The organism is Bifidobacterium boum, assembly GCF_000741535.1.
In the GTDB taxonomy this organism is placed as follows: domain Bacteria; phylum Actinomycetota; class Actinomycetes; order Actinomycetales; family Bifidobacteriaceae; genus Bifidobacterium; species Bifidobacterium boum.
The window spans coordinates 113,501-134,069 of the sequence record NZ_JGYQ01000007.1 but is presented as its reverse complement, the minus strand read 5'-3'; the positions used below and the strand labels follow the sequence as shown (position 1 = coordinate 134,069).

General features: G+C 61.4%; 15 protein-coding genes. 10 read left to right on the top strand and 5 right to left on the bottom strand.

The features are described 5' to 3' along the window. The first annotated feature begins 6 nt into the window (after nt 1-6). A complete protein-coding gene (locus BBOU_RS02080; RefSeq protein ID WP_026502553.1) occupies nt 7-834 on the top strand; it encodes a histidine phosphatase family protein in 828 nt (275 codons plus the stop codon). A 171-nt stretch (nt 835-1,005) separates the two neighbouring features. Then, the gene (locus tag BBOU_RS02075; protein WP_026502552.1) at nt 1,006-2,298 is read left to right on the top strand and encodes a uracil-xanthine permease family protein; all 1,293 of its coding nucleotides are present in this window, start codon (nt 1,006-1,008) and stop codon (nt 2,296-2,298) included. Nucleotides 2,299-2,426: 128 nt separating this feature from the next. Here BBOU_RS02075 and BBOU_RS02070 read toward each other — a convergent pair whose 3' ends face one another. Both BBOU_RS02070 and BBOU_RS02065 read right to left on the bottom strand, forming a co-directional pair. Then, complete coding sequence (locus tag BBOU_RS02070) at nt 2,427-3,260, bottom strand: ABC transporter permease (protein ID WP_026502551.1); 834 nt, start codon at nt 3,258-3,260, stop codon at nt 2,427-2,429. A 26-nt stretch (nt 3,261-3,286) separates the two neighbouring features. Beyond that, complete coding sequence (locus BBOU_RS02065) at nt 3,287-4,039, bottom strand: ABC transporter ATP-binding protein (RefSeq protein WP_026502550.1); 753 nt, start codon at nt 4,037-4,039, stop codon at nt 3,287-3,289. A gap of 147 nt (nt 4,040-4,186) precedes the next feature. Here BBOU_RS02065 and BBOU_RS02060 point away from each other — a divergent pair, with 147 nt between their 5' ends. Then, complete coding sequence (locus BBOU_RS02060) at nt 4,187-7,399, top strand: UPF0182 family membrane protein (RefSeq protein ID WP_026502549.1); 3,213 nt, start codon at nt 4,187-4,189, stop codon at nt 7,397-7,399. A 258-nt stretch (nt 7,400-7,657) separates the two neighbouring features. On the opposite strand, the gene BBOU_RS02055 is transcribed toward BBOU_RS02060, so the two are convergent. Then, a complete protein-coding gene (locus tag BBOU_RS02055; RefSeq protein WP_026502548.1) occupies nt 7,658-8,443 on the bottom strand; it encodes an ABC transporter permease in 786 nt (261 codons plus the stop codon). 192 nt (nt 8,444-8,635) lie between these two features. Between BBOU_RS02055 and BBOU_RS02050 the strand changes: the two genes are divergently transcribed. From BBOU_RS02050 to BBOU_RS02020, 7 genes are all read left to right on the top strand, one after another. Beyond that, complete coding sequence (locus tag BBOU_RS02050) at nt 8,636-9,409, top strand: DUF1287 domain-containing protein (RefSeq protein ID WP_238551957.1); 774 nt, start codon at nt 8,636-8,638, stop codon at nt 9,407-9,409. A 335-nt stretch (nt 9,410-9,744) separates the two neighbouring features. Continuing rightward, complete coding sequence (locus tag BBOU_RS02045) at nt 9,745-10,749, top strand: ABC transporter substrate-binding protein (protein ID WP_152595583.1); 1,005 nt, start codon at nt 9,745-9,747, stop codon at nt 10,747-10,749. A 110-nt stretch (nt 10,750-10,859) separates the two neighbouring features. Continuing rightward, nucleotides 10,860-12,236, top strand: a complete 1,377-nt coding sequence (locus BBOU_RS02040) for a nucleoside hydrolase (protein WP_051616639.1) — start codon at nt 10,860-10,862, stop codon at nt 12,234-12,236. A 59-nt stretch (nt 12,237-12,295) separates the two neighbouring features. Then, entirely contained in the window at nt 12,296-12,832 is a 537-nt protein-coding gene (locus BBOU_RS02035; protein WP_051616638.1) for a GNAT family N-acetyltransferase, read from the top strand. A 174-nt stretch (nt 12,833-13,006) separates the two neighbouring features. After that, a complete protein-coding gene (gene pth / locus BBOU_RS02030; protein ID WP_026502545.1) occupies nt 13,007-13,606 on the top strand; it encodes an aminoacyl-tRNA hydrolase in 600 nt (199 codons plus the stop codon). Then, nucleotides 13,596-17,168: a transcription-repair coupling factor gene (mfd, locus tag BBOU_RS02025; protein ID WP_026502544.1), complete on the top strand. Its 3,573-nt coding sequence runs from the start codon at nt 13,596-13,598 to the stop codon at nt 17,166-17,168. The genes pth and mfd overlap by 11 nt, the downstream gene beginning before the upstream one ends. Nucleotides 17,169-17,383: 215 nt before the next feature. Continuing rightward, nucleotides 17,384-18,169: a hypothetical protein gene (locus BBOU_RS02020; protein WP_051616637.1), complete on the top strand. Its 786-nt coding sequence runs from the start codon at nt 17,384-17,386 to the stop codon at nt 18,167-18,169. 104 nt (nt 18,170-18,273) lie between these two features. Here BBOU_RS02020 and BBOU_RS02015 read toward each other — a convergent pair whose 3' ends face one another. Next, the gene (locus BBOU_RS02015) at nt 18,274-19,695 is read right to left on the bottom strand and encodes a sensor histidine kinase (protein WP_026502542.1); all 1,422 of its coding nucleotides are present in this window, start codon (nt 19,693-19,695) and stop codon (nt 18,274-18,276) included. Further along, complete coding sequence (locus tag BBOU_RS02010) at nt 19,673-20,542, bottom strand: response regulator transcription factor (protein ID WP_081815466.1); 870 nt, start codon at nt 20,540-20,542, stop codon at nt 19,673-19,675. The genes BBOU_RS02015 and BBOU_RS02010 overlap by 23 nt, the downstream gene beginning before the upstream one ends. Nucleotides 20,543-20,569: the final 27 nt, after the last annotated feature.

Sequence of the window (20,569 nt, the reverse complement as noted above, 5' to 3'; positions counted from 1 at the left end):
GCGCTTATGGGGATGCCGCTTGATTTGTACGTGATTCGGCACGGCGAATCCGAAGCGAATGTGATTATCGAGGCGGGGGAGCAGGGAGACACCTCCTTGTACACGCAGGATAACGTGACGGTGCCGGATCGTTCATGGCGCCTGACGGCGACCGGCCGTCGTCAGGCGGATTGTATCGGACGCTGGTTGGTCTCCCAGCAGCAACTGTTCGACCGCTATCTGGTTTCGCCGTATGTGCGTGCCCGCGAAACCGCCGCGACGATGGCCTTGCCGAAAGCGAAGTGGGAGGAAACCCGTGTGCTTCGTGAACGTTCGTGGGGCGAGATCAACACCATCACGCAGGACGAGTTCAAAACGAATTATGAGCGCAACTGGATGTTCAAACGTACCGATCCGCTCTATTGGCGTCCGCCGGCAGGTGAGTCGATCGCCGATGTCGCCGAGGATCGTGTGCATAACCTGCTTACCTCACTGAACCGCCGCGCCGAGTCGGAGTCGGTGGTCGCGGTTACGCATGGGGATTTCATGATGGCGATGATGCTCACGCTTGAAGACCTGTCGGATGAGGAGTTCCTGCGTCGTGCGGATAGCGATGATTGGAAGATCACGAATTGCACGTGCCTGCATTACTCCCGTCGTGACCCCCATACCGGCCGTACGACGGAACGGCTGCGCTGGGAGCAGACCGCCCGCCCGGTGCTCGACCATGAGACCGGCCGTTGGGAGGTCCAAGTGGAACCGTGGCGTGAGTTTCAGCGTCCGCTGCTGTCGAATGGCGATCTGGTTGATGTCGTGCATTCGGTCGACCCCCACCTCACCCAGTTCGCCAAGTAGCGTACGATCGTTACACATTGTGACGACTTGGCGTCACATGATGCGACACGCCTGAATATCCGCGGGTTTACACAGGTTGCCGAAGATTGTGACATTGACACCGCTACCATGTTGCAAGGCGCCGGCGCGTATCGTGCACTCCGGCGAAATCAGAAGAAAAAGGAGCGGTAGATGAGTAGCGGCTTGTTCACGTGGAAACTGCATGGTGACGGCAAGACCTTGAAGCCGGGGGAGGTGGTCGAACCTGACGAGCGTCTGTCCTGGCCGCGCACGGCGGGCATCGGTGCACAGCATGTCATCGCGATGTTCGGGGCGACTTTCCTGGTTCCGATCCTCACTCATTTTGACCCGTCGACGACCTTGTTCTTCACCGCCATGTCGACGGCGCTGTTCCTGTTGATCAACAAGAACAAGCTTCCGAGCTACCTTGGCAGCTCCTTCGGTTTCATCGCCCCGATCGCGGCGGTCGCATCCGCCCACAAGGGCATTGCGGTCGCAAGCTTCGGCATCATGGTCACCGGTCTGCTGCTCGCCTTGGTGGGCGTGCTCGTCCATTTCGCGGGCGCCAAGTGGATCGACAAGATCATGCCCCCGGTGGTCAACGGCGCGATCGTGGCCATCATCGGCTTCAACCTCGCCCCGTCCGTGTGGACGAACTTCCAGAAGGCTCCGGATACGGCAGTGGTGACACTGGTCGCCGTCCTGCTGATCGGCGTGCTGTTCCGCGGCCTGATCGGCCGTCTGAACATCCTGCTGGGCGTGCTGGTCGGTTACGCGTACGCGTGCGCTCGCGGTCAGGTCGATTTCAAGGCGGTGGAAAGCGCCGCTTGGGTCGGTTTGCCGCAGTTCCATCTGCCACAGGCTGATTTCTCGATTCTTGCGATGTTCATTCCGGTCGTCCTCGTGCTGGTCGCCGAGAACGTGGGCCACGTCAAGTCGGTCGCCCAGATGACTGGTCGAGACTATGACAACCAGATCGGCACCGCGCTCATGGCCGACGGTATCGGCACCGCAATCGCCGGTTTCGGCGGCGGCTCCGGTACGACCACATACGGTGAGAACATCGGCGTCATGGCCTCCACGAAGGTGTATTCGACCGCCGCCTACTGGTGTGCCGCGGCGTTCGCCTTGATTTTGAGCTTGTGCCCGAAGTTCGGTGCCGTGATCAACACCATTCCCGCCGGCGTGCTCGGCGGTGTGACCACTTTGCTGTACGGCATGATCGGCATGATCGGCGTGCGCATCTGGGTGGACAACCATGTCAACTTCGACAAGCCGGTCAACGTGATGACCGCGGCCGTCACGATGATCATCGGCATCGCCGACTTCACCTTCGCGGTCAGCGGCGTGCAGTTCAACGGCATCGCCATCGGCACGATTGTGGTGCTCGTCATGTACCACGGACTCAAGGCCATCGGCAAGGCGACCGGCACAATCGCCAAGGACGATCCGGACGTACTATGATCGCCTGATTCGGCGTGAGATGCATTCGCATATGATATGGGCCGCATCCTGTTTCCAGGGTGCGGCCCACGTTGTTGTCATGCTGTCAAACCGTGGTGCAAACGGTCTGCCGGTCTGCGCGTGTTGTGTCAGCGGTTGCGCTTGCGGTGTTCGACAACCGGCTTGTCTCGATACTGGTCATCCGCGGTGAAGCACGTGCGATACACCATCACCATGATCAGAGTGTCTGCCAGCAGGGTGAGCGCGGCGATGGAGGCGAGGATCACGAACTGGTATTTCGCCGCGTTGAACGGGTCGCCGCCGGCGATGACCTGACCGGCCATCATGCCTGGGATGGTGACGATACCGCTGGAGGCGAGTGATGCCGTGGTCGGCAGCAAGCCGAGACGGATCGAGGAGATGATTGATGGCCGTGCGGCCTCCCAACGGGTGGCGCCCAGTGCGAGCAACGTGTCCACTTCGTTGCGGCGTTCTTTCATGCTTTCGTAGAAGCGGCTCAACCCTACCGCCAGTGCGGAGACCGTGTTGCCCAGCAGCATGCCGGTCAGCGGCACCACGAGTTGCGGCGCGTACCACGGGTGGGGGCGGATGACCAGTTCGGTGACCATGGAGATCATGAGCAGCATGGTGATGACCAAGGACAGTAGTACCGGGCCTGCGAGGCCTTTCGGTACGCCTTTGGCGCGTGACAGGGTGATTTGCACGGCCGCCACCAGCATGCCGGTGATGAGGATGAGCACGAGCCACGGGTTGCCGGACTTGATGACATAGCCCATGATGAATCCCATGGCGCACAATTGGACGAGCGCACGGCAGGCCGACCACAGGAGTGTTTTGCCGATGCCCAGGTGCATGAGCCATGACAGGCCTGAAGCCACGATGACCATCGTGAGCGCGATGAGCAGACCCCAGATGTCAATGGGGTAGGAGGTGCCGGAAGCTTGGACGGCGACGGGATACATGCCCGTGGTTGTCAAGATGGTGCTAGTCATCGTAATACCCCCTTGTCGAGTGTGACGGTACGGGTGGCGACCCCGTCTGGCGGCCGGTGGCGGATACGGATGACCGCCATGCCGCGTTGCGCCGCGTGACTGAGAATCGTGGCGACTTTTGCCGCGTTGTCGTCGTCGAGCCCGGCATCGACCTCGTCGGCGAGCAGGAGTTTGGGGTCGGTCAGTAAGGTGCGTGCCAAGCTGACGCGTGCCGCTTGGCCTCCGGATAAGTCATGCGGCGCCCTGGCAAGGTCGATGTCCTCGCAGCCCATGGCGTCGAGCGTGGAGCGGATGGTGCTGTCCGGCAGTGCGTCGGTTCCGCTGTGCGTAGATCCCCAGATGCTGCGATGATGCCTTCTACCGTACGACTTGGACTGGCTTGCGGCGTCCGTATTATCGGCATGGCGCTCATTGCGGATGGCGAGCGTCCATGGCAGGCGGATCACATCGGCGACATTCTCGCCGATCAGCACCGGTTGTTGCGGCAGATAGGCGACCATGCGGCGCCATTGTTGGGGGCTGAACTCCGCCGACGCCCGTCCTTCGAGGCTCATGGTGCCGTGGGCGTGCGGGTTGAGTCGTGCGAACGCGGTCAGCAGGCTGCTTTTGCCGGAGCCTGACGGGCCGACAAGGTCGACGATTTCGCCGGCGTCGATGTCGAAGGACAAGCCGCGGAAAATGGTTTTTTCCCCTTCCGGCGCGGGGAGGGCGCACGTCATGTCGCGTGCGCTGAACAGATGCGTACTCATGGATACAGGCTATCGCGTTCTGGGCGAACCGGACGGTTGTTTGTTGTATGGCGTTTCGCGGATTGTCCCCAACCTGCCTCATACCAGACCAGTCTGTGATTATGCTGGGCGTATTGCTCTTCCTTGCCGCCCGGTACGCTGGAAACCATGTCAATGTTTGATGATTTCGGCAACATGTTCGGCTTTCCCGGCGGCAAAGGGCGACGAGACGACGATCCCGAGGTCGTTGACGTGCAAGTCGACGGCGACGCCGCAGGCTCCGGCAACCAACCGCCGCGCGGCACCACGTCCGGACCGCGCCTGACCCGGCGTCCTTCCGGTGCTGCGAAGAAGCATCATGCCGGCAGCGCGGTCGGATTGACCATTGTCGCCGTGCTGGTCGTGATCATCGGCCTGTTCTTCGGGCTGTCGCGGTTCATCACCGACGTCATGTGGTTCGACCAACTTGGTTTCCAGCGTGTCATCTGGACCCAGTTGGGCGTGAAAATCGGCTTATGGGTGGCATACGCGGTGCTCATGGCATTGGTGAGTTTCATCGCTGCGGTGTTGGCGATCCGTACACGGCCGAGCGGGGCGGACGGCTCCAAGGTGCGTGTGCACGGTGATGTCATCGAAATCGGCAAAGGGGTCAGCACCCGTACCGCCACGCGTGTGGCTGTGGTCGTCTCCTTGATTGTCGGCATCATCTTCGGATCGCAATTCAACTCGAACTGGTCGCAGATCCTGCTCATGTTCAACGCGCAACGGTTCGGCACCACCGATCCGCAGTTCGGCTTGGACACTGGGTTCTACGTCTTCGTGCTGCCGGGATTGCGTCTCGTGATGTCCGCGGTGTCCATGCTGCTTGTCATGGGGATCATCTTCTCCATCGTCACACATGTGCTGGTCGGCGGTATTCGCCTGACCATGCCGGTGCAAGGGCGCGGCCTGTTCGCCATCACCAAGCATGCGCGCCGTCAGATCGGCATCTGGCTGATCCTCAACATGCTCGTCTGGTCGGCCAACCAAGTGCTCGGCGTGTTCTCCAGTCTCACCGCACAAGGCGACCGGATCACCGGCGCCACCTACACCACGGTCCACGCCACGATTCCGGTCACGTTCATCATGGCCGCACTGACGGCGATTCTCGGCGTGGTGCTCGGCGTGTGGCTCATGCGCTCCCACCAGCTTGAAGGTCCGGCTCCTGTCGGTGTGCGCGCCCGAGCGGCCCTCAAAGCGTGGCGTACTCCGACCATCGCCATCGCGGCAACACTCGTCATCGCGCTCGTACTCACCGGAGTCTGGCCGGCGCTCATGCAACGCTTCCGCGTCAACCCGAACGCGCAGGAAGCGGAATCCTCGTACATCCAGCGCAATATCGACGCCACCAAGCAGGCGTACGGGTTGGACAATATCAAGGTCGAACAGTATGCGGCGACCACGGAAGGCAAGTCCGGCGCGTTGAGCTCCGACGCGGAAAGCACCGCGCAGATCCGCCTGCTGGACCCGCAGATCGTCTCGCCGACCTTCAAACAACTCCAGCAGTCCAAACAGTATTACACCTTCGCAGACACGCTCGCGGTAGACAAATACACCATCGACGGCACCAGCCAGGACACGGTGATCGCCGCCCGCGAGCTCAACCTTGACGGTAACGACAACCGCAACTGGGTCAACGATCATACGGTGTACACGCACGGTTACGGCGTGGTCGCAGCCTACGGCAACAAGGTCACGGCGGACGGCCAACCGAAATTCTTCGAATCCGGTATTCCCACCCAAGGCGAGCTCACCCAATCCGAACATTACGAGCCGCGCATCTACTTCTCGCCGAACGCCCCCGAATACTCGATCGTCGGCGCCCCCGAAGGCACACAATCGTGGGAATTCGACTATCCGACCGGTTCGAAGGGCGCGACCACCACGTTCAACGGCAACGGCGGCCCGCGTATCGGCAACATTTTCACCCGACTGCTGTACGCGATCCGGTTCGGTTCCGACCAAATCCTGTTCTCCGACCGTGTCAACTTCCAGTCGCAGATCCTGTACACGCGCAGCCCCAAGGAACGCGTGGCAGCGGTGGCTCCGTACCTGACGCTTGACGGCCGCGTCTACCCGGCAGTCGTCGACGGGCGTGTCAAATGGATCGTGGACGGGTACACCACCTCCGACGCCTACCCGTATTCGCAGATGACCGACCTGGGAGCCGCAACCCAAGACTCGACTACGCTCACTTCGCAAACCGTACAAGGATTGGGCTCGCAGAACGCCAACTACATCAGGAACTCCGTCAAAGCGACCGTCGACGCCTACGACGGTTCAGTCACCTTGTACGCGTGGGACCCCAATGATCCGGTGCTCAAGGCATGGCAGCGGATCTTCCCGGGCAACTACCACCAGATCTCCGAGATCTCCGGCGATTTGATGAGTCATCTGCGCTACCCGGAAAGCCTGTTCAAAGTCCAACGCCAGCTGCTGACCAAATACCATGTGGACAGCGCCAGCCAGTTCTTCTCCGGCGAGGATTTCTGGCAGTCACCGGTCGACCCGACCGAATCTAGGCAAGCCCAGAAAGAGGATGTACTCCAGCCACCCTACTACCTGACCTTGCAGACCGGCGGATCCAAAGAACCCGTGTTCTCCCTGACCTCCTCGTTCATTCCGGCAGGATCGTCAACATCCACACGTGAAATCCTCACCGGCTTCCTATCCGTGGACTCCGATGCGGGCAACACCGCCGGCACCATCGGGGCCAACTACGGCACCATCCGATTGCAGGAACTGCCCAAGGATTCGAACGTCCCCGGTCCAGGCCAAGCACAGAACAACTTCAACGCGGACGCCGACGTGTCCAAGGAACTCAACCTGCTTGAATCCGGCTCAACCACCGTCAAACGAGGCAACCTGCTCACCCTGCCGCTCGGAGGTGGCCTCGTATACGTCGAACCCGTATACGTGCAATCCAGCGGCACAACCCAATTCCCGCTCCTGAAGAAAGTCCTCGTCGCCTTCGGCGACCAAGTCGGATTCGCCGACACGCTCGACCAGGCGCTCGACCAGGTCTTCGGCGGCAACTCCGGTGCGAGCGCCGGCGACGTCGACAACCGGTCAGCGGCCGACGGCGGATCCTCCGACTCGTCACAAGCCAAAGACAACCAACAGGGCGGCGGATCGTCAGGCTCTTCAAGCCAACCCTCATCCGGCGCCACCCAAAGCGAAGCGTTGAAGTCAGCGCTCGCCGATGCCGCACAAGCGATGAAGGATTCCGACGCCGCAATGAAGTCCGGTGACTGGACCGCCTACGGCCAAGCCCAGAAGAAGCTCGAAGACGCCATCAACAAGGCGCTCGCGGAGGAGAACAAGGCTTCGGCCACCAAGTAATCGCCGCGAACCATGATGACGCTCCGGCCCTGTCCGCAACACGTACCAGCGTTGCGGACAGGGCCGGAACGTATCCGCCGCACACGTCCAGCTCATCGAATGCAATCCCTGACCGTTTACCGACGCTGACGGGGCCTCAGGTGTCAGTTGAAGCGTTTGCCGACACTGAGGGCAGGCTCAGCGTCGGCAAACGCATATCTGAGGCGGGCGTGCGGTACTGCCGCCGCGCCCGCCGTGCTTGATGACCCGACCGGATGGTCACAACTGGTCGGCGTCCGGATCTTCGTCCTCGCCAGCCGGGCCGAGCAGTACACGTTCCGTCAATGACACCGCCGCCAACAGCACGCACGTCAGCGCGATGATCATGAAGGTCGCCGAGAAGATCAGCGGCATGCGGAACGAGTTGTACGCCGCCTGCAGCCAGATGCCGAGCCCTCGACGTGCCCCTAGGTATTCCGCCGTGGCGGCGGTCGCGAACGTGTATGCGGCGCTGATGCGGATACCGCCGAAAATCTGCCGAGCTGCGACCCGCAGCTTCACATGCCACAGCGTCCATACCGGGCTCGCCCCGCAGGTGAGCGCGACATCAACATAGTAGCGGGGGACATCCTTAAGACCGCGGATGGTTTGCACGGCGATGGGGAACAAGCCGAAAATCGCGACAATGACGATTTTCCCGCTTGTCTCGAAACCGAACCAGATAAGGAACAGCGGGGCGATGGAAATCAGCGGCAAGGTCTGTGCCGCGTACAACAGCGGGAACAACGCCGCATCCAAGATTGTTGAAGCGTAACAGCCGACACCCACCAGGATGCCCGCCGCGACGGCGAACAGGAATCCGACGGCGCCTTCTTCCAATGTCGTCACCGTCGCCGGCCACAAGGTGGGCCACGCTTCAACGCTCGCCTGCGCGATCTCAATGGGGGAGGGCATCATGGTTTGCGGCACATGCGCGGCATCGACCCAAATCTGCCAGACGAGCACAATAAGCAGCACCGCTACAAGCGTGGGAAGCCATCGCATGTATTGACGAACCATATTCACCTTGCTTTCCGCGCCACTGGCGCACACGCCGCCGGGGAACGCAGTAAGGTGAGGAGCCCGCGTGCCGGTCGGCCGGAACATTCGTTGCCGATTCCATTATCACGGACCCGCCGACCGCTCCTCGACCCGTCGTTGCCCCGAACCAGGTTGGATGGCACAATGGAACCGTAGTGTGGTCGGACGGGGGCGAACATGATGCAGCACAGCACACGCGTTACGACAACCAGTCGTCCAAAACGAGGAAAGCCGATCCTGGTATCCGTTCTTGCGATTCTCGGCGTCACGATGCTCGTTGCAGGCGTATTCCTGTGGGTTTTCCACGGCTCTGGGTCGCCTGCTGGTACTGGCGGCTCCATCGCTTCGCCGGCGCCGTCACCGACATTCACCAGCAAGGTCGACGCGAACGGTAACGGCGTAGACGATTACACGGATATCATGCGTGGGGCGCGCAAGGACGCCGAAGCGATGCCTGCGTACGATACCGGCTATTACCAAGGCGGGTATCCGCCGTCCGACCGTGGCGCCTGCACTGATGTCGTCTGGCGTGCCTTCGCCAACGCCGGGTACGATCTCAAAGCCATGGTCGACGCCGACATTGCCGCCCGTCCGCAGGCTTACTCGCGTGTGATTTCCAAGCCTGACCCGAATATCGATTTCCGTCGTACCGGCGTGCTTGACGTCTTTTTCGCCACCTACGGTGTGAACCTGGGCACGGACATCCACGGCGATGACTGGGAGCAAGGCGATATCGTCGTCTTCGAACACAACCGGCATATCGGCGTCGTCTCCGACCGGCGCGATAGGCAAGGCATGCCGCTGATCATCCACAACATGGGACAGAAGCAGCGGGAGAACGATTATTTCGCGTTCCGCAAGCATATGGCGGTTACCGGGCATTATCGGTTCGACGTTTCACACATCCCGCCGTCAGTGGTGAAACCATGGTCCGGCCCTTTGCCACGTTGAGTGTGCGGTGCGCGGGTTCCGACATCGATGACGACGCCTGACGTTATGCTGAACTCGCTTGCGTGCCCATGTGTGGCAAACCGTTCGGCTGTGGTCAACGCGCATGACATCATGACGGTCGGACGGGGACATGGGGCAGGCGGGGCCGGCCCTCACGTTCGTTCTCTGCCGAATCCGCCCGAATCCAGAGAACGGAACACACCATGATTTAGGACATCAATCATATGAGGCTTCTGCCACAGGCTGCCGGATTGCGGCAGCATTTCACATCATCATCCGCACCATTGCGCGCCGGACGTGCGCGTCGCATCATCGCCGCAACGGCGGCTATCGTCATGATGACGTCGGTCGGCGCGTGCGGTGCGGCAGCACGGTCGTCGTCGAGCAGGCTGATGAAAACCACCTTCATGCTCTCCTGGGCGCCGGACACCAACCATATCGGCGTGTATGTGGCCAAACACAACGGCTACTTCAAACGAGCCGGACTTGACGTCGATATCGTCGCCGTCGCGCAGGCGGGCGCCGAACAGTCAGTCAATAACGGGGTGGCGGATTTCGCGCTGTCCAATCTCACCAACGTCTCCAACTACAGTCTCAAAGGCGCCACACTCAAGCAGGTGCTCCAAGTGCAGCGCAAGCCGAGCGCCATCTGGTGCGCGTTGGCTTCGAACACGTCGATCACCCGTCCGAAGGATTTCGACGGGAAAACTTTCGCCACATTCGGGTCGAACGAGTCCGACGCGGTCATCAAACAGATGATCAAAACCGATGGCGGTAAAGGACAATTCGACAAGGTGACCGTCGGCACATCCACCTTCCAGACCCTGTCCAGCGGCAAAGCGGATTTCGGCGGCTTCTACGCGACATGGGAAGGCGTGCAGGCGGACATGTACGGTCCCAAGCTCAACTGTTTCACCGAGCCTGATTATGGGGTGCCCGGCAATGCGGACTCCATCGGCATCATCACCAACGACAAGACCATAAAGAACAATCCGAAACTGGTCAAAGCTTTCACCCAAGCCACGCAGAAAGGCTACGAGTACGCGTACGCGCATCCCGACCAAGCCGCGCAGATTCTCGTGGATGAGGCTCCTGAAGCCAATCTCAAGCCCGCGTTCGTCAAGCGCAGCATGCACACCATTGTGGACGGCAAGTATTGGGGCGATCCGAAAGCAATCGCGTCCGGCGATGTCACGTTCGGAACCAACGATACGGTGGCCACGCAACAGTATTTTGATTTCCTTGCCCGCGCCGGCGCTTACACGGACGCTTCCGGCAAGGTGGTGCGCACCGCTCCGAAAGCCAAGGATCTGTCTACCGATCGCTTCCTGAGCAAATAGTCCCGTATTCGGAACATCCCGCTGCGCGCGCGTGCCGGACACGATATCATGGGGGCAGCATCAAACTCGGGTCCGTAGCCCGGCACAGCGCGCAATCAGGGAGGGAGCGTATGGATTCGACCACCGTCCGCGAGGATTCCTCCCAAGGCATGCCCGCACCGGGGGAAGACCAGTTGGCTCCTATATTGCTGGATATGGACACCGGTGCCGATGACGCGTTGGCCATAGGATTGCTGATGGCGTACGCGCCTGAGCGTCTGGTCGCAGTCATCGCGACGTACGGCAATGTCATCCAATCAGTGGCGCAGCGCAATACGCGTGATGTCCTCGATCTACTGGGCGCCGGGTCGATTCCTGTGTTCGACGGCTGCCGTTGCCCATCATGGGCTGACGGTTTTGTCGCCGACCGGGCGTGCGCACACTTCCACGGGGACAACGGGCTGGCGGACTTGCATGTTTCCGATTACATGCCGGCTCCCACACGGCAGACGAATGTACCTGGCGTACACAGTGGTGGTGCGGTCTATGATTTTTCCGCCAATGACATCGATTTCACGGTCGCCGGTACGGTGAGCGCCGGTGCATTGGGCGCGGACACGCAGCACAACACTGCCAAACCCCACGCCGCAGCGTGGACGGATGAGCCAGCAGCAACGCAATCGGCTGAACCTGAGTTACTGAAAACCATGACCCCGCCGATCATTTCCGTAGGCGGGTATCTGCCCAAGCTGCCGAATCTGTCATCGGCACCATTGCGCGGACGTAACCTTCTGGCCACCCTGACCGACGAGTACGGGCCGGTGGAAATGGCGGTCCGTCCCGCTGATACCAGTGGCGTCAAGGCGATCATCGAAGCGGCCCGCCGGTGGGGCAAGAATCTGACCGTCGTATGCACCGGCCCGTTGACCGACGTGGCGGCGGCCATGATTGAAGCCCCTGACATCATTCCCCATTTGCGTCTGGTCATCATGGGCGGAGCCCTCACCCAACAGGGCAACTGCTTCGATATGGTCAGTGAGACGAATATCCTGCAAGATCCAGAAGCCGCGGATCTGGTCTTCCGCTCGCTCGCCGACATCACTATGGTCGGTCTTGATGTCACGCACCGTTGCCTGCTGGACAGGCAGACGGCGGAAGGCTGGGCGAACAGCGGCAAAGTCGGACGGTTCTTCGCCGACCTGGCCTCTTTCATGATCACCGCCAACGCGGATGCCGACCCCATGTTCGCCGCAGGTGCACCGATGCATGATCCGCTCGCCGTGGCAGCGGCGATCGACCCGTCACTCATCCGCGTCTTCGATATCGCGATGTGTGTCGACACCGCAACCGGCAACCGTGAAGGGGTTCGCGGACGGACCATCGGCGACGGGTCGAGGCTGAACGACCCGTCCGCCCCATGCTGCCATGTCGCGCTTGATGTGGATGCGCCACGCTTCCTTGACATGCTCGACCGCGGTATCCCGGCGTTGTCGCAGCGGTTGGCGTGAGCGGCGAGCGGATGCACCCCGGCCGCTATGATCGGCTGGATCGGCAAGAAAGGCGGCACATGCAAACACGACAGGCACATGATCATGCGGATGTTCGTATCCGCGCTGCTCATGACGATGATCTTCAGGCGATCACTGACATCTACAACCAGGCGGTGATCGCCGGCGGCTCGACCGCCGACCTTGTGCCACGCACCCTCGAGCAACGCCGACAGTGGGTTGACTCGCACCATCCTCGCGACCGGTATCCGGTCGTGGTGCTTGAAGACGCCGCCGGCCGTGTCGTTGCGTTCGGTTCACTCTCGAAATTCCATCCCCGCGAAGCCTATGACGGTGTCGTGGAACTGAGCTATTACGTGGACGAACATGCCCGACATCGCGGATACGGTACCGCAATGGTCGCCTGGCTGCTTGACGCCGCCCGCTCGCGTGGCTACCGTATCGCAACAGCCCTGATTTTCGCGTCGAACACCGGATCGATCGCGCTGATGAACCATTTTGGGTTCGAACGCTACGGTTTCCTGCCCCAAGCGTGTTTCGACGGTACACGGTATCTTGACATGTCCTACTGGCGGCTGCCATTACAGGATGACTGACGCATCAATACCGCATGCGCCGCACACGTATGCGGGTTCGGACGCGTGGATGGCGGATTGGCGCCGGGTCAGGCGTGGAGCGTAGAATAGACGATTCTGGTAGCGAATGATGGTATGAGCCGAGCCCATGAATGAGGCAGGGCTGCGGCGAAGAACATGAGGGAGAACAACGGCATGGCATCGGATTTCTGGTTGGTTGCAGGATTGGGCAACCCCGGCAAGCAGTATGAAGGTACCCGGCATAATATGGGCTTCATGGCGGCTGACGTGCTCGCCGAACGCTGGTCGGTGAATTTCAGCGACCACAAAGGCATCGCGATGCTCGGCAAAGGTGTGATGAACCTGCAAGGCAAGTCGGTCAAGTTCTTCCTTGCCAAACCCCTGACTTACATGAACGAGTCAGGCACCGCAGTGGCATCCATCAGCTCCTACTATCAGATTCCGCCCGACCATATCGTGGTCATCCACGATGACATGGACCTTGAATTCGGCCGCATCAAAGTCAAGGCAGGCGGTTCCGCCGGCGGACATAACGGCATCAAATCCATCGACCGGTCTTTGGGGACCAACGCGTACGCACGCGTGCGTCTCGGTGTCGGACACGCCCGACGAGGCCCGAACGCCCACAACAACACCGTCAACTGGGTGCTCGGCGGATTCGGGCCAGACCAGCGCAAACAGCTACCCGACTTCCTCGCCGATGGCGCGGACGCCGCGGAAACCATCATCTTCTCCGGTTTGAACCGCGCACAGGAGCAGTTCAATGGCCGATAAGCAGCAGTCGCAGGCCGCCGCAACCCCGGCTCCTACGGCGGGATCGCTCGCCGGACTGCTGGAGCAACTCAACCATGACCGGGCTTTCCATGATCTGGCACACGGATTGGTTGACATTCCTGTACACGAGACAGCGGACCCGGCGCTGAAGGTGGCGGCGGTATCAGGTATCCGTCCCGCGCTCGCGGTAGCCACCGCCCATCATGCCCCCGTCGTCGTGATCGTGCCCTCAGGGCGTGAATCGCAGGAAGCCGTTGACGCGATCCGCAGCTGGTATGACGGCGATCCGCAGGATATCGCGGAACTTGAAGCATGGGAGACCCTGCCACATGAACGGCTTTCACCACGAGCCGACACGGTCGCCTCCCGCATGGCGGTATTCCGCCGCCTGACCCACCCGAAGCCCGACGATCCCATGTTCGGGCCGATCAGGGTGCTGGTGATGCCCGTGCGCTCGCTCATCCAACCGGTTGTCGCCGGCCTTGGCGATGTTGAGCCGCTCGTGTTCACCACAGGAGAGGAGCTGCCGCTCGACGAGGCTGCAGCCCGACTGGTGGAGAACGCGTACACGCGCGTCGACCTGGTCATGGATCGAGGCCAGTTTGCGGTGCGTGGTGGCATCCTCGACGTGTTCCCGCCGACCATCCCGCATCCGGTCCGTATCGAATTCTTCGGCGACGAAATCGACACCATCAAAGAATTCCACGCGTCCGACCAGCGTACGTACGGTGACGGCCTGCACACCGTGTGGGCGACACCATGCCGCGAATTGCAACTGACGCAAGCGGTGCGTGACCGCGCGAAATCCCTGATCGGACAGATTCCCAACGCCGAAGACATGCTCGCCTCCATCGCCGACGGCATCCCGGTCGAAGGCATGGAATCGCTGATGCCCGCGCTGATCGACGACATGGAACCGGTGCAGCGCATGCTGCCCCAAGGCGCGGTCATCATGCTCTGTGACCCGGAACGCTTGCGCCGGGCGGCAGACGACCTGACGAAAACAGCGAACGAATTCCTCGCTGCCAGCTGGCATGTCGCAGCCAGCGGCCATGGGGCAGGAGCGCCGATCAGTTTCGACCAAGCCAGTTTCCTTGATTACGAGGAGACGATCAGTGCGCTCGCCTATTCGCGTGATGACGTGTGGAAGCTCGCCGATTTCGGCGTGGATCCAAGTCTGCCAGGCAATGTACGCATCAACGCGAGTTCGCCTGAGGAATACCGTGGCGACGAGTCGAAAGCGGCGACCGGCATCGAAGGGCTGATCGACGCGGGATTTGACGTGACCATCACCGCCGGAGCCCAAGGCACGCTCGCCCGACTCAAACGCGCCGTCAATGAAACCGGGGTGACACGGTTCACCGTGTTGCGTTCACGCGCCATAGACGGGTTCGTTGACCAGGACGCTCGGATCGCGTTACTGACCGAACGTGACCTGACTGGCCGTTCCAGTGCGGTCGGACAAGCCAAAACCCCGAAACGCCGCCGCAAAGCCATCGATTTGATGGAGCTTAAACCCGGCGATTACGTGGTCCATGAGCAGCATGGCATCGGCCGGTTCACTGGCATGCAACAGCGCCAAATCGGCCCTGCCGGTGCGAAAACAACGCGTGAATACCTGGTCGTCGAATACGCGCCCAGCAAACGCAACGCGCCCGCCGACAAACTGTACATCCCCACCGACCAGCTCGACCAGGTCAGCAAATACATCGGTTCGGACGCCCCCAAGCTCAATAAGCTCGGCGGCTCCGACTGGGCGCAGACCAAGGCGAAGGCCCGCAAACATGTCCACGAGATCGCCCAGGATCTGGTACGCCTGTACTCGGCCCGCCAACGCACCAAAGGTTTCGCGTTCAGCCCGGACACCCCGTGGCAGAAGGAACTCGAGGACGCCTTCCCGTATCAGGAGACCCCCGACCAGTTGACCACCATCGACGAAGTCAAGGCCGATATGGAAAAGCCGGTGCCGATGGACCGCCTGATTTGCGGCGATGTCGGCTTCGGCAAAACCGAGATCGCGGTACGCGCCGCCTTCAAAGCCATCCAGGACGGCAAACAGGTGGCGGTCCTCGTGCCGACCACGCTGCTCGTGCAACAGCATTATGAGACCTTCACGGAACGCTATTCAGGCTTCCCTGTGGATGTCGCCGCGATGAGCCGCTTCCAAACCCCTAAGGAAATCAAGCAAACCATCAAAGGCCTGGAAGACGGATCGGTCGATGTCGTCATCGGCACGCACAAGCTGCTCAACCCGAAGATCAAGTTCAAGGATCTCGGGCTGCTGATCATCGACGAGGAGCAGCGGTTCGGCGTCGAGCATAAGGAAACGCTCAAAGCGCTGCGCACGAACGTCGACGTCCTGTCCCTGTCGGCGACGCCGATCCCGCGCACCTTGGAAATGGCGGTGACCGGCATCCGTGAGATGTCCACGCTCGCCACGCCGCCCGAGGACCGTCTGCCCGTGCTCACGTACGTGGGCCCGTACGAGGATGCGCAGGTCACGGCGGCCATCAGGCGTGAGCTGTTGCGCGGCGGCCAAGTGTTCTACGTGCACAACCGTGTCGACTCGATCAGCGCCACAGCAGATAAAATCCACCAGCTGGTACCGGAAGCGAAAATCGGCGTCGCGCACGGCAAGATGGGGGAGAAGCAGCTCGACACCATCATCCGCGATTTCTGGCATCGCGATATCGATGTGCTCGTGTGCACGACGATCATCGAAACCGGACTGGATATCTCAAACGCGAACACGCTGATCGTCGACCATGCCGACCGTTTCGGCTTAAGCCAGCTGCACCAGTTGCGCGGTCGTGTCGGCCGCGGTCGGGAACGCGCCTACGCGTACTTCCTGTACGATCCGTCCAAGCCGATGACCCAGCAGTCGCACGACCGGCTCGCGACCATCGCCCAGAACACATCACTGGGGTCGGGCTTCGACGTAGCGATGAAGGATCTCGAATTGCGCGGCACCGGCAATCTGCTGGGCGACGAGCAGAGCGGGCATATCGAGGGCGTCGGCTTCGACCTGTATGTGCGCATGGTTTCGCAGGCAGTCGAGGAGTACAAGGAGCCTGAGCGCAAGGAATCGGTAGCCGTCAGCATCGATTTGCCGATCGAGGCGTCGATTCCGGTGGATTACATCGATTCCGACAAGCTCCGGCTCGAGGCGTATCGCAAACTCGCCTCTGCGAGGAGCGAACAGGATCTCGACGATGTACGCGACGAGCTGACCGACCGGTATGGCGAGCCCCCGGCAGAACTGGATTCACTCTTCGCCATCGCGCGACTGCGCAACAAGGCGCGCGATCTCGGCATCACCGAAATCATCGCCCAAGGGCGTAACGTGCGTATTCGCGGGATTGAACCGTCGGAATCCCTGATGATGCGATTGCAGCGCATCTACCCGGGAGCCCAGTACCGGCCGCTCACCCGCACGTTGACGATTCCCGCGCCGTTCGCCGGATCGCTTGGCTCGGGCCCCATGCCCGGCGACCAAGTGATTGCCTGGACCAACCAGCTGCTCGACGACCTGCAATGGAAGCCCCGGACGGCCGGCAAGTGATTGATCGGGCGAGCCCGGTGCGATTGGTTGAGCCTGTGGTGTGACTGGGCGGTTGCGTACTGACGTGATAGCAGGGGAAGATGCCCCTGAGCGTGTGGTACCGGCCTGTTGTGTGATTGGCCGGTCGCATCACGCCGCGGATAGCGGATGTTCATAGGAGCCGGCCGTCGCAGAACACCGCCGCTGTCGAAGCGTCGCGCGAAGCTGGAAGCGCCATGAAACACAACACGAAGAGCACCACGCCATCCATGAACGAATGGCGCAACGTCATCCCCGCGCTCACTCCGTGGGGCAAGAACCGCGTCAAACCAGAGGAAACCGTCAAGCATGTGCTGATCATGCCGGGCATCGGTTATACCGTCGATCGCCCGCTGCTGTACTGGGCGTCGCAGGCGCTCGCCGCCGAGGGCTGGTACGTTGACCGGCTCGCGCTCACTCTGACCGAAGACGTCGAATTCCCCGAAATGATTTCCTGCATGGAACGCGTCATCGACGTGTGGAAGGCGAAATCCGTCGCCCGCGCGACCATCGCCGCGCAACATGCGTCAGACAATCGCGATACAGACGATGCACAGGATTCCGCTGCTGACGCCGGTTCCAACGCTTCCGTCGATTCCGGTGTTTCCTCCCTCACCCCGGACTCCGCTCCGAAGCTGCTGGTAGTCACGAAATCCTTGTCCACGTTGTCCTTCCCGCATGCGGCAAGGGAAGGCCTGCATGTCGCGCTGCTGACCCCGGTACTCAACCCGCCGCCCTTCGACGTGCACAAGTCGGTGATCCCAGCTCCGCTGCCGGGTGCGGAGCGCGCGCCGAAACCGCTGATTTGCGCGGGAACCGCGGACCCGTATTTCGATGATGCCAAGGCGCATCTGCTCACCGAACGGGTGTGCACGTACCCGGACGCCAACCACTCCATCGAGGTTCCCGGCGATTGGTCGCGTTCGATCGACTATCTCAAAGACGTTACCGGGCGTATCGTCGAGTATTCGCGCACGATCTGATGATGGCAGCTATGCCTGTGCCGGCGGCCGAACCCACTGCCGCCGGCACACGCCCGAGTGCAACCGGTTGTCGGTGATGGTCGCTGCGAACGGCTTCACTGGCATCACCGGGCATCATCGTGCAACGGAATCACCGCTTCAAGGCTGAAGCTTCCGTCGGCCTGATCCCACGTCATCGACCCGCCATGATGCTCGATCAGCCGGGCGTGTCCGCGCAATCCCAGCCGTGTTCCCGATTCGGCCGTGCCATCCGCGGAACCATTCGTTGAACCATTTACTGAACCGTCCGCAGCAGCCCGCGAAGAGCCGTCCGAAGAGCGGCCCGTAGTCACGCCCGGTACCGTCCGAACCTTGTCCACCCCTGATCTCCGGTCTTCTGATTCCTTCGAAACACCGGCCCCGGATGCTACCGTATCGCACAAAGCAATGGTCATATCGTCGCCTCGGCATCCGACACTGAGCACGTACCCGCCATCACGGTCGCCGTACCGCAGGATGTTGACGACGAGTTCGTCGAGCAGGTCGCCGATGAGCTCGGCTTGTGCCTTGTCAACCGTTGTCCCGGCAGTAATCGAGTTGGTCATGACTCCTTCCACCCCATGCTCGGCGAGCAGCGTACGTCCAGCATGCAGATGCTTGTCCACGAGCTGGAATGCGTCCATCGGCGCTGTCTTGCCACAGGCTTCGAATCCCTCGTCATCCGCGCTGCCGACATCGCCCTGCGTGTCGAGCATGCGCACAATATCGCGCGTTCCGGCGAGCGCATCGTCGATGTCCCTGGCGAGCGCGCGGGATTGAGGGTACGACGAGCTTCCCGCGAGGTCATGCGCCCGTATTGAGGCGAGACTGAGCCGATTGGCGACATCGTCGTGCAGACGCAGCATGACTTGTTCCTGGCTGCGCGCCCGATCGTCCTGTTCCCGCCGTCCACGCTGCCTGTCGAGATATTGTGCGAGGCCGATGCCCGCGAGCGCCAATGTCGCCACGCCGAGTATGAGTATGGCGACGCCCCATGTCATCGAATCGATGCGGATTTGCCAGATTAGCGCCGCCGCGGACAATGAAATCAGCACGGTGCAGTCGAGCATGCCCAAGGCGAGGAATGCGTTGACGCGTGCCAGCACGATGACGGCGAGCAGCACACCGAGCCAGAGCGACTGGGGGAGGAGCTGCGTGCTCGGTGGCACCAGTGAGCAGACGATCCATACGACCATGGTGAGGAACGCGCCTTGGACTGGCCGCCATGCGATGGACAGCAGCGCGGCACTGATGATGGCGGTTGCGGCGATGACCATGATGGCTGACATCAGGTCGCATTTTCCGCACAATATCGCGGTTTCAATGCCCGTTATCGCGATGATGGCGATGGTCGCGATGAGCAGTGGCATGTTCGGCCGCCCGATGGCGAGGTGAATGCCGTTGTCCCGCCGAATGCTGCCTGGCGTGTCGTGGGGGCTTGCTTCGGGTTTGGCATCTCGGGCGTTGTCGTCCGTGTTATTGCCGTTATTGCTGGTATTGCTCAACATGGATCCACCCGTTCTTTCTGGCGATGTCAATGGCTTCGATTTTGCTGGTGGCGCCCAGCCGCGCGAGTGCGTCGTGGAGGTGCACGTACACGGTGGCGTTGCTGGTGTGCAGGGTTTTGGCGATTTGCCCGGTCGTCTCTCCGGCGGCGTAGGCGGTGAGTACCTGCTGTTGCCGGGGACTCAATGGGTTGGCCGGCGGCCGTGCTGACGCCGTAGCTGTAGCTGTCGCCGCCGATCTGACCTCGCCCTGCCCGGTGTCGGCGAGACGGTTGATGGCCTCTTGCACGCTGGGATAGATTGCAGTGGTTCCTGTGACAGGCCGGTCGGAGGCATGTTCCTCCGCGTTGCCGGCATGTTCCGGGCCGCTTGTGCCGTTGTCCTCACTTTGGTATGCCTGTCCTGCCGCGGCGGCGATGATTGCGGGTCTCAGATTGTCGGAGATCCGGTCTTTCGCGATGAGCGCCTGCCCTCCGCATGCTGCGAGCCGTGTCGCCCAATCCGCGGTCGGTAGCGCGGTGATGCCGACCATGCCAGCCGTGCATCCGTGTTGTCGCAATATCTCACATACTCGGGTGCCGGGCATATCGGATAATCCCATATCGATGACGAGCACTTGGGGGCGTGGGGAGGTGAACAGGCAATGGTGGATTGCCTTCGCGCCGGTCGAAACCGCCCACAGGATGCTGAATTGTGGGTCCAGTCGTTCGATCTGCGGCCGGAGCAGCGCAAGCGCATACGGGTCGTTTTCGACCAGTCCAATGGTGATATGTCCTTGAGGCATGGCTCGGCGGGCCGAAGCCTCGCTATGGCGCCGGGACAGCGTGGGGGCATTATCTGTGTTCGTCATGGTTTCAGTGTATGGCGATACCGACAG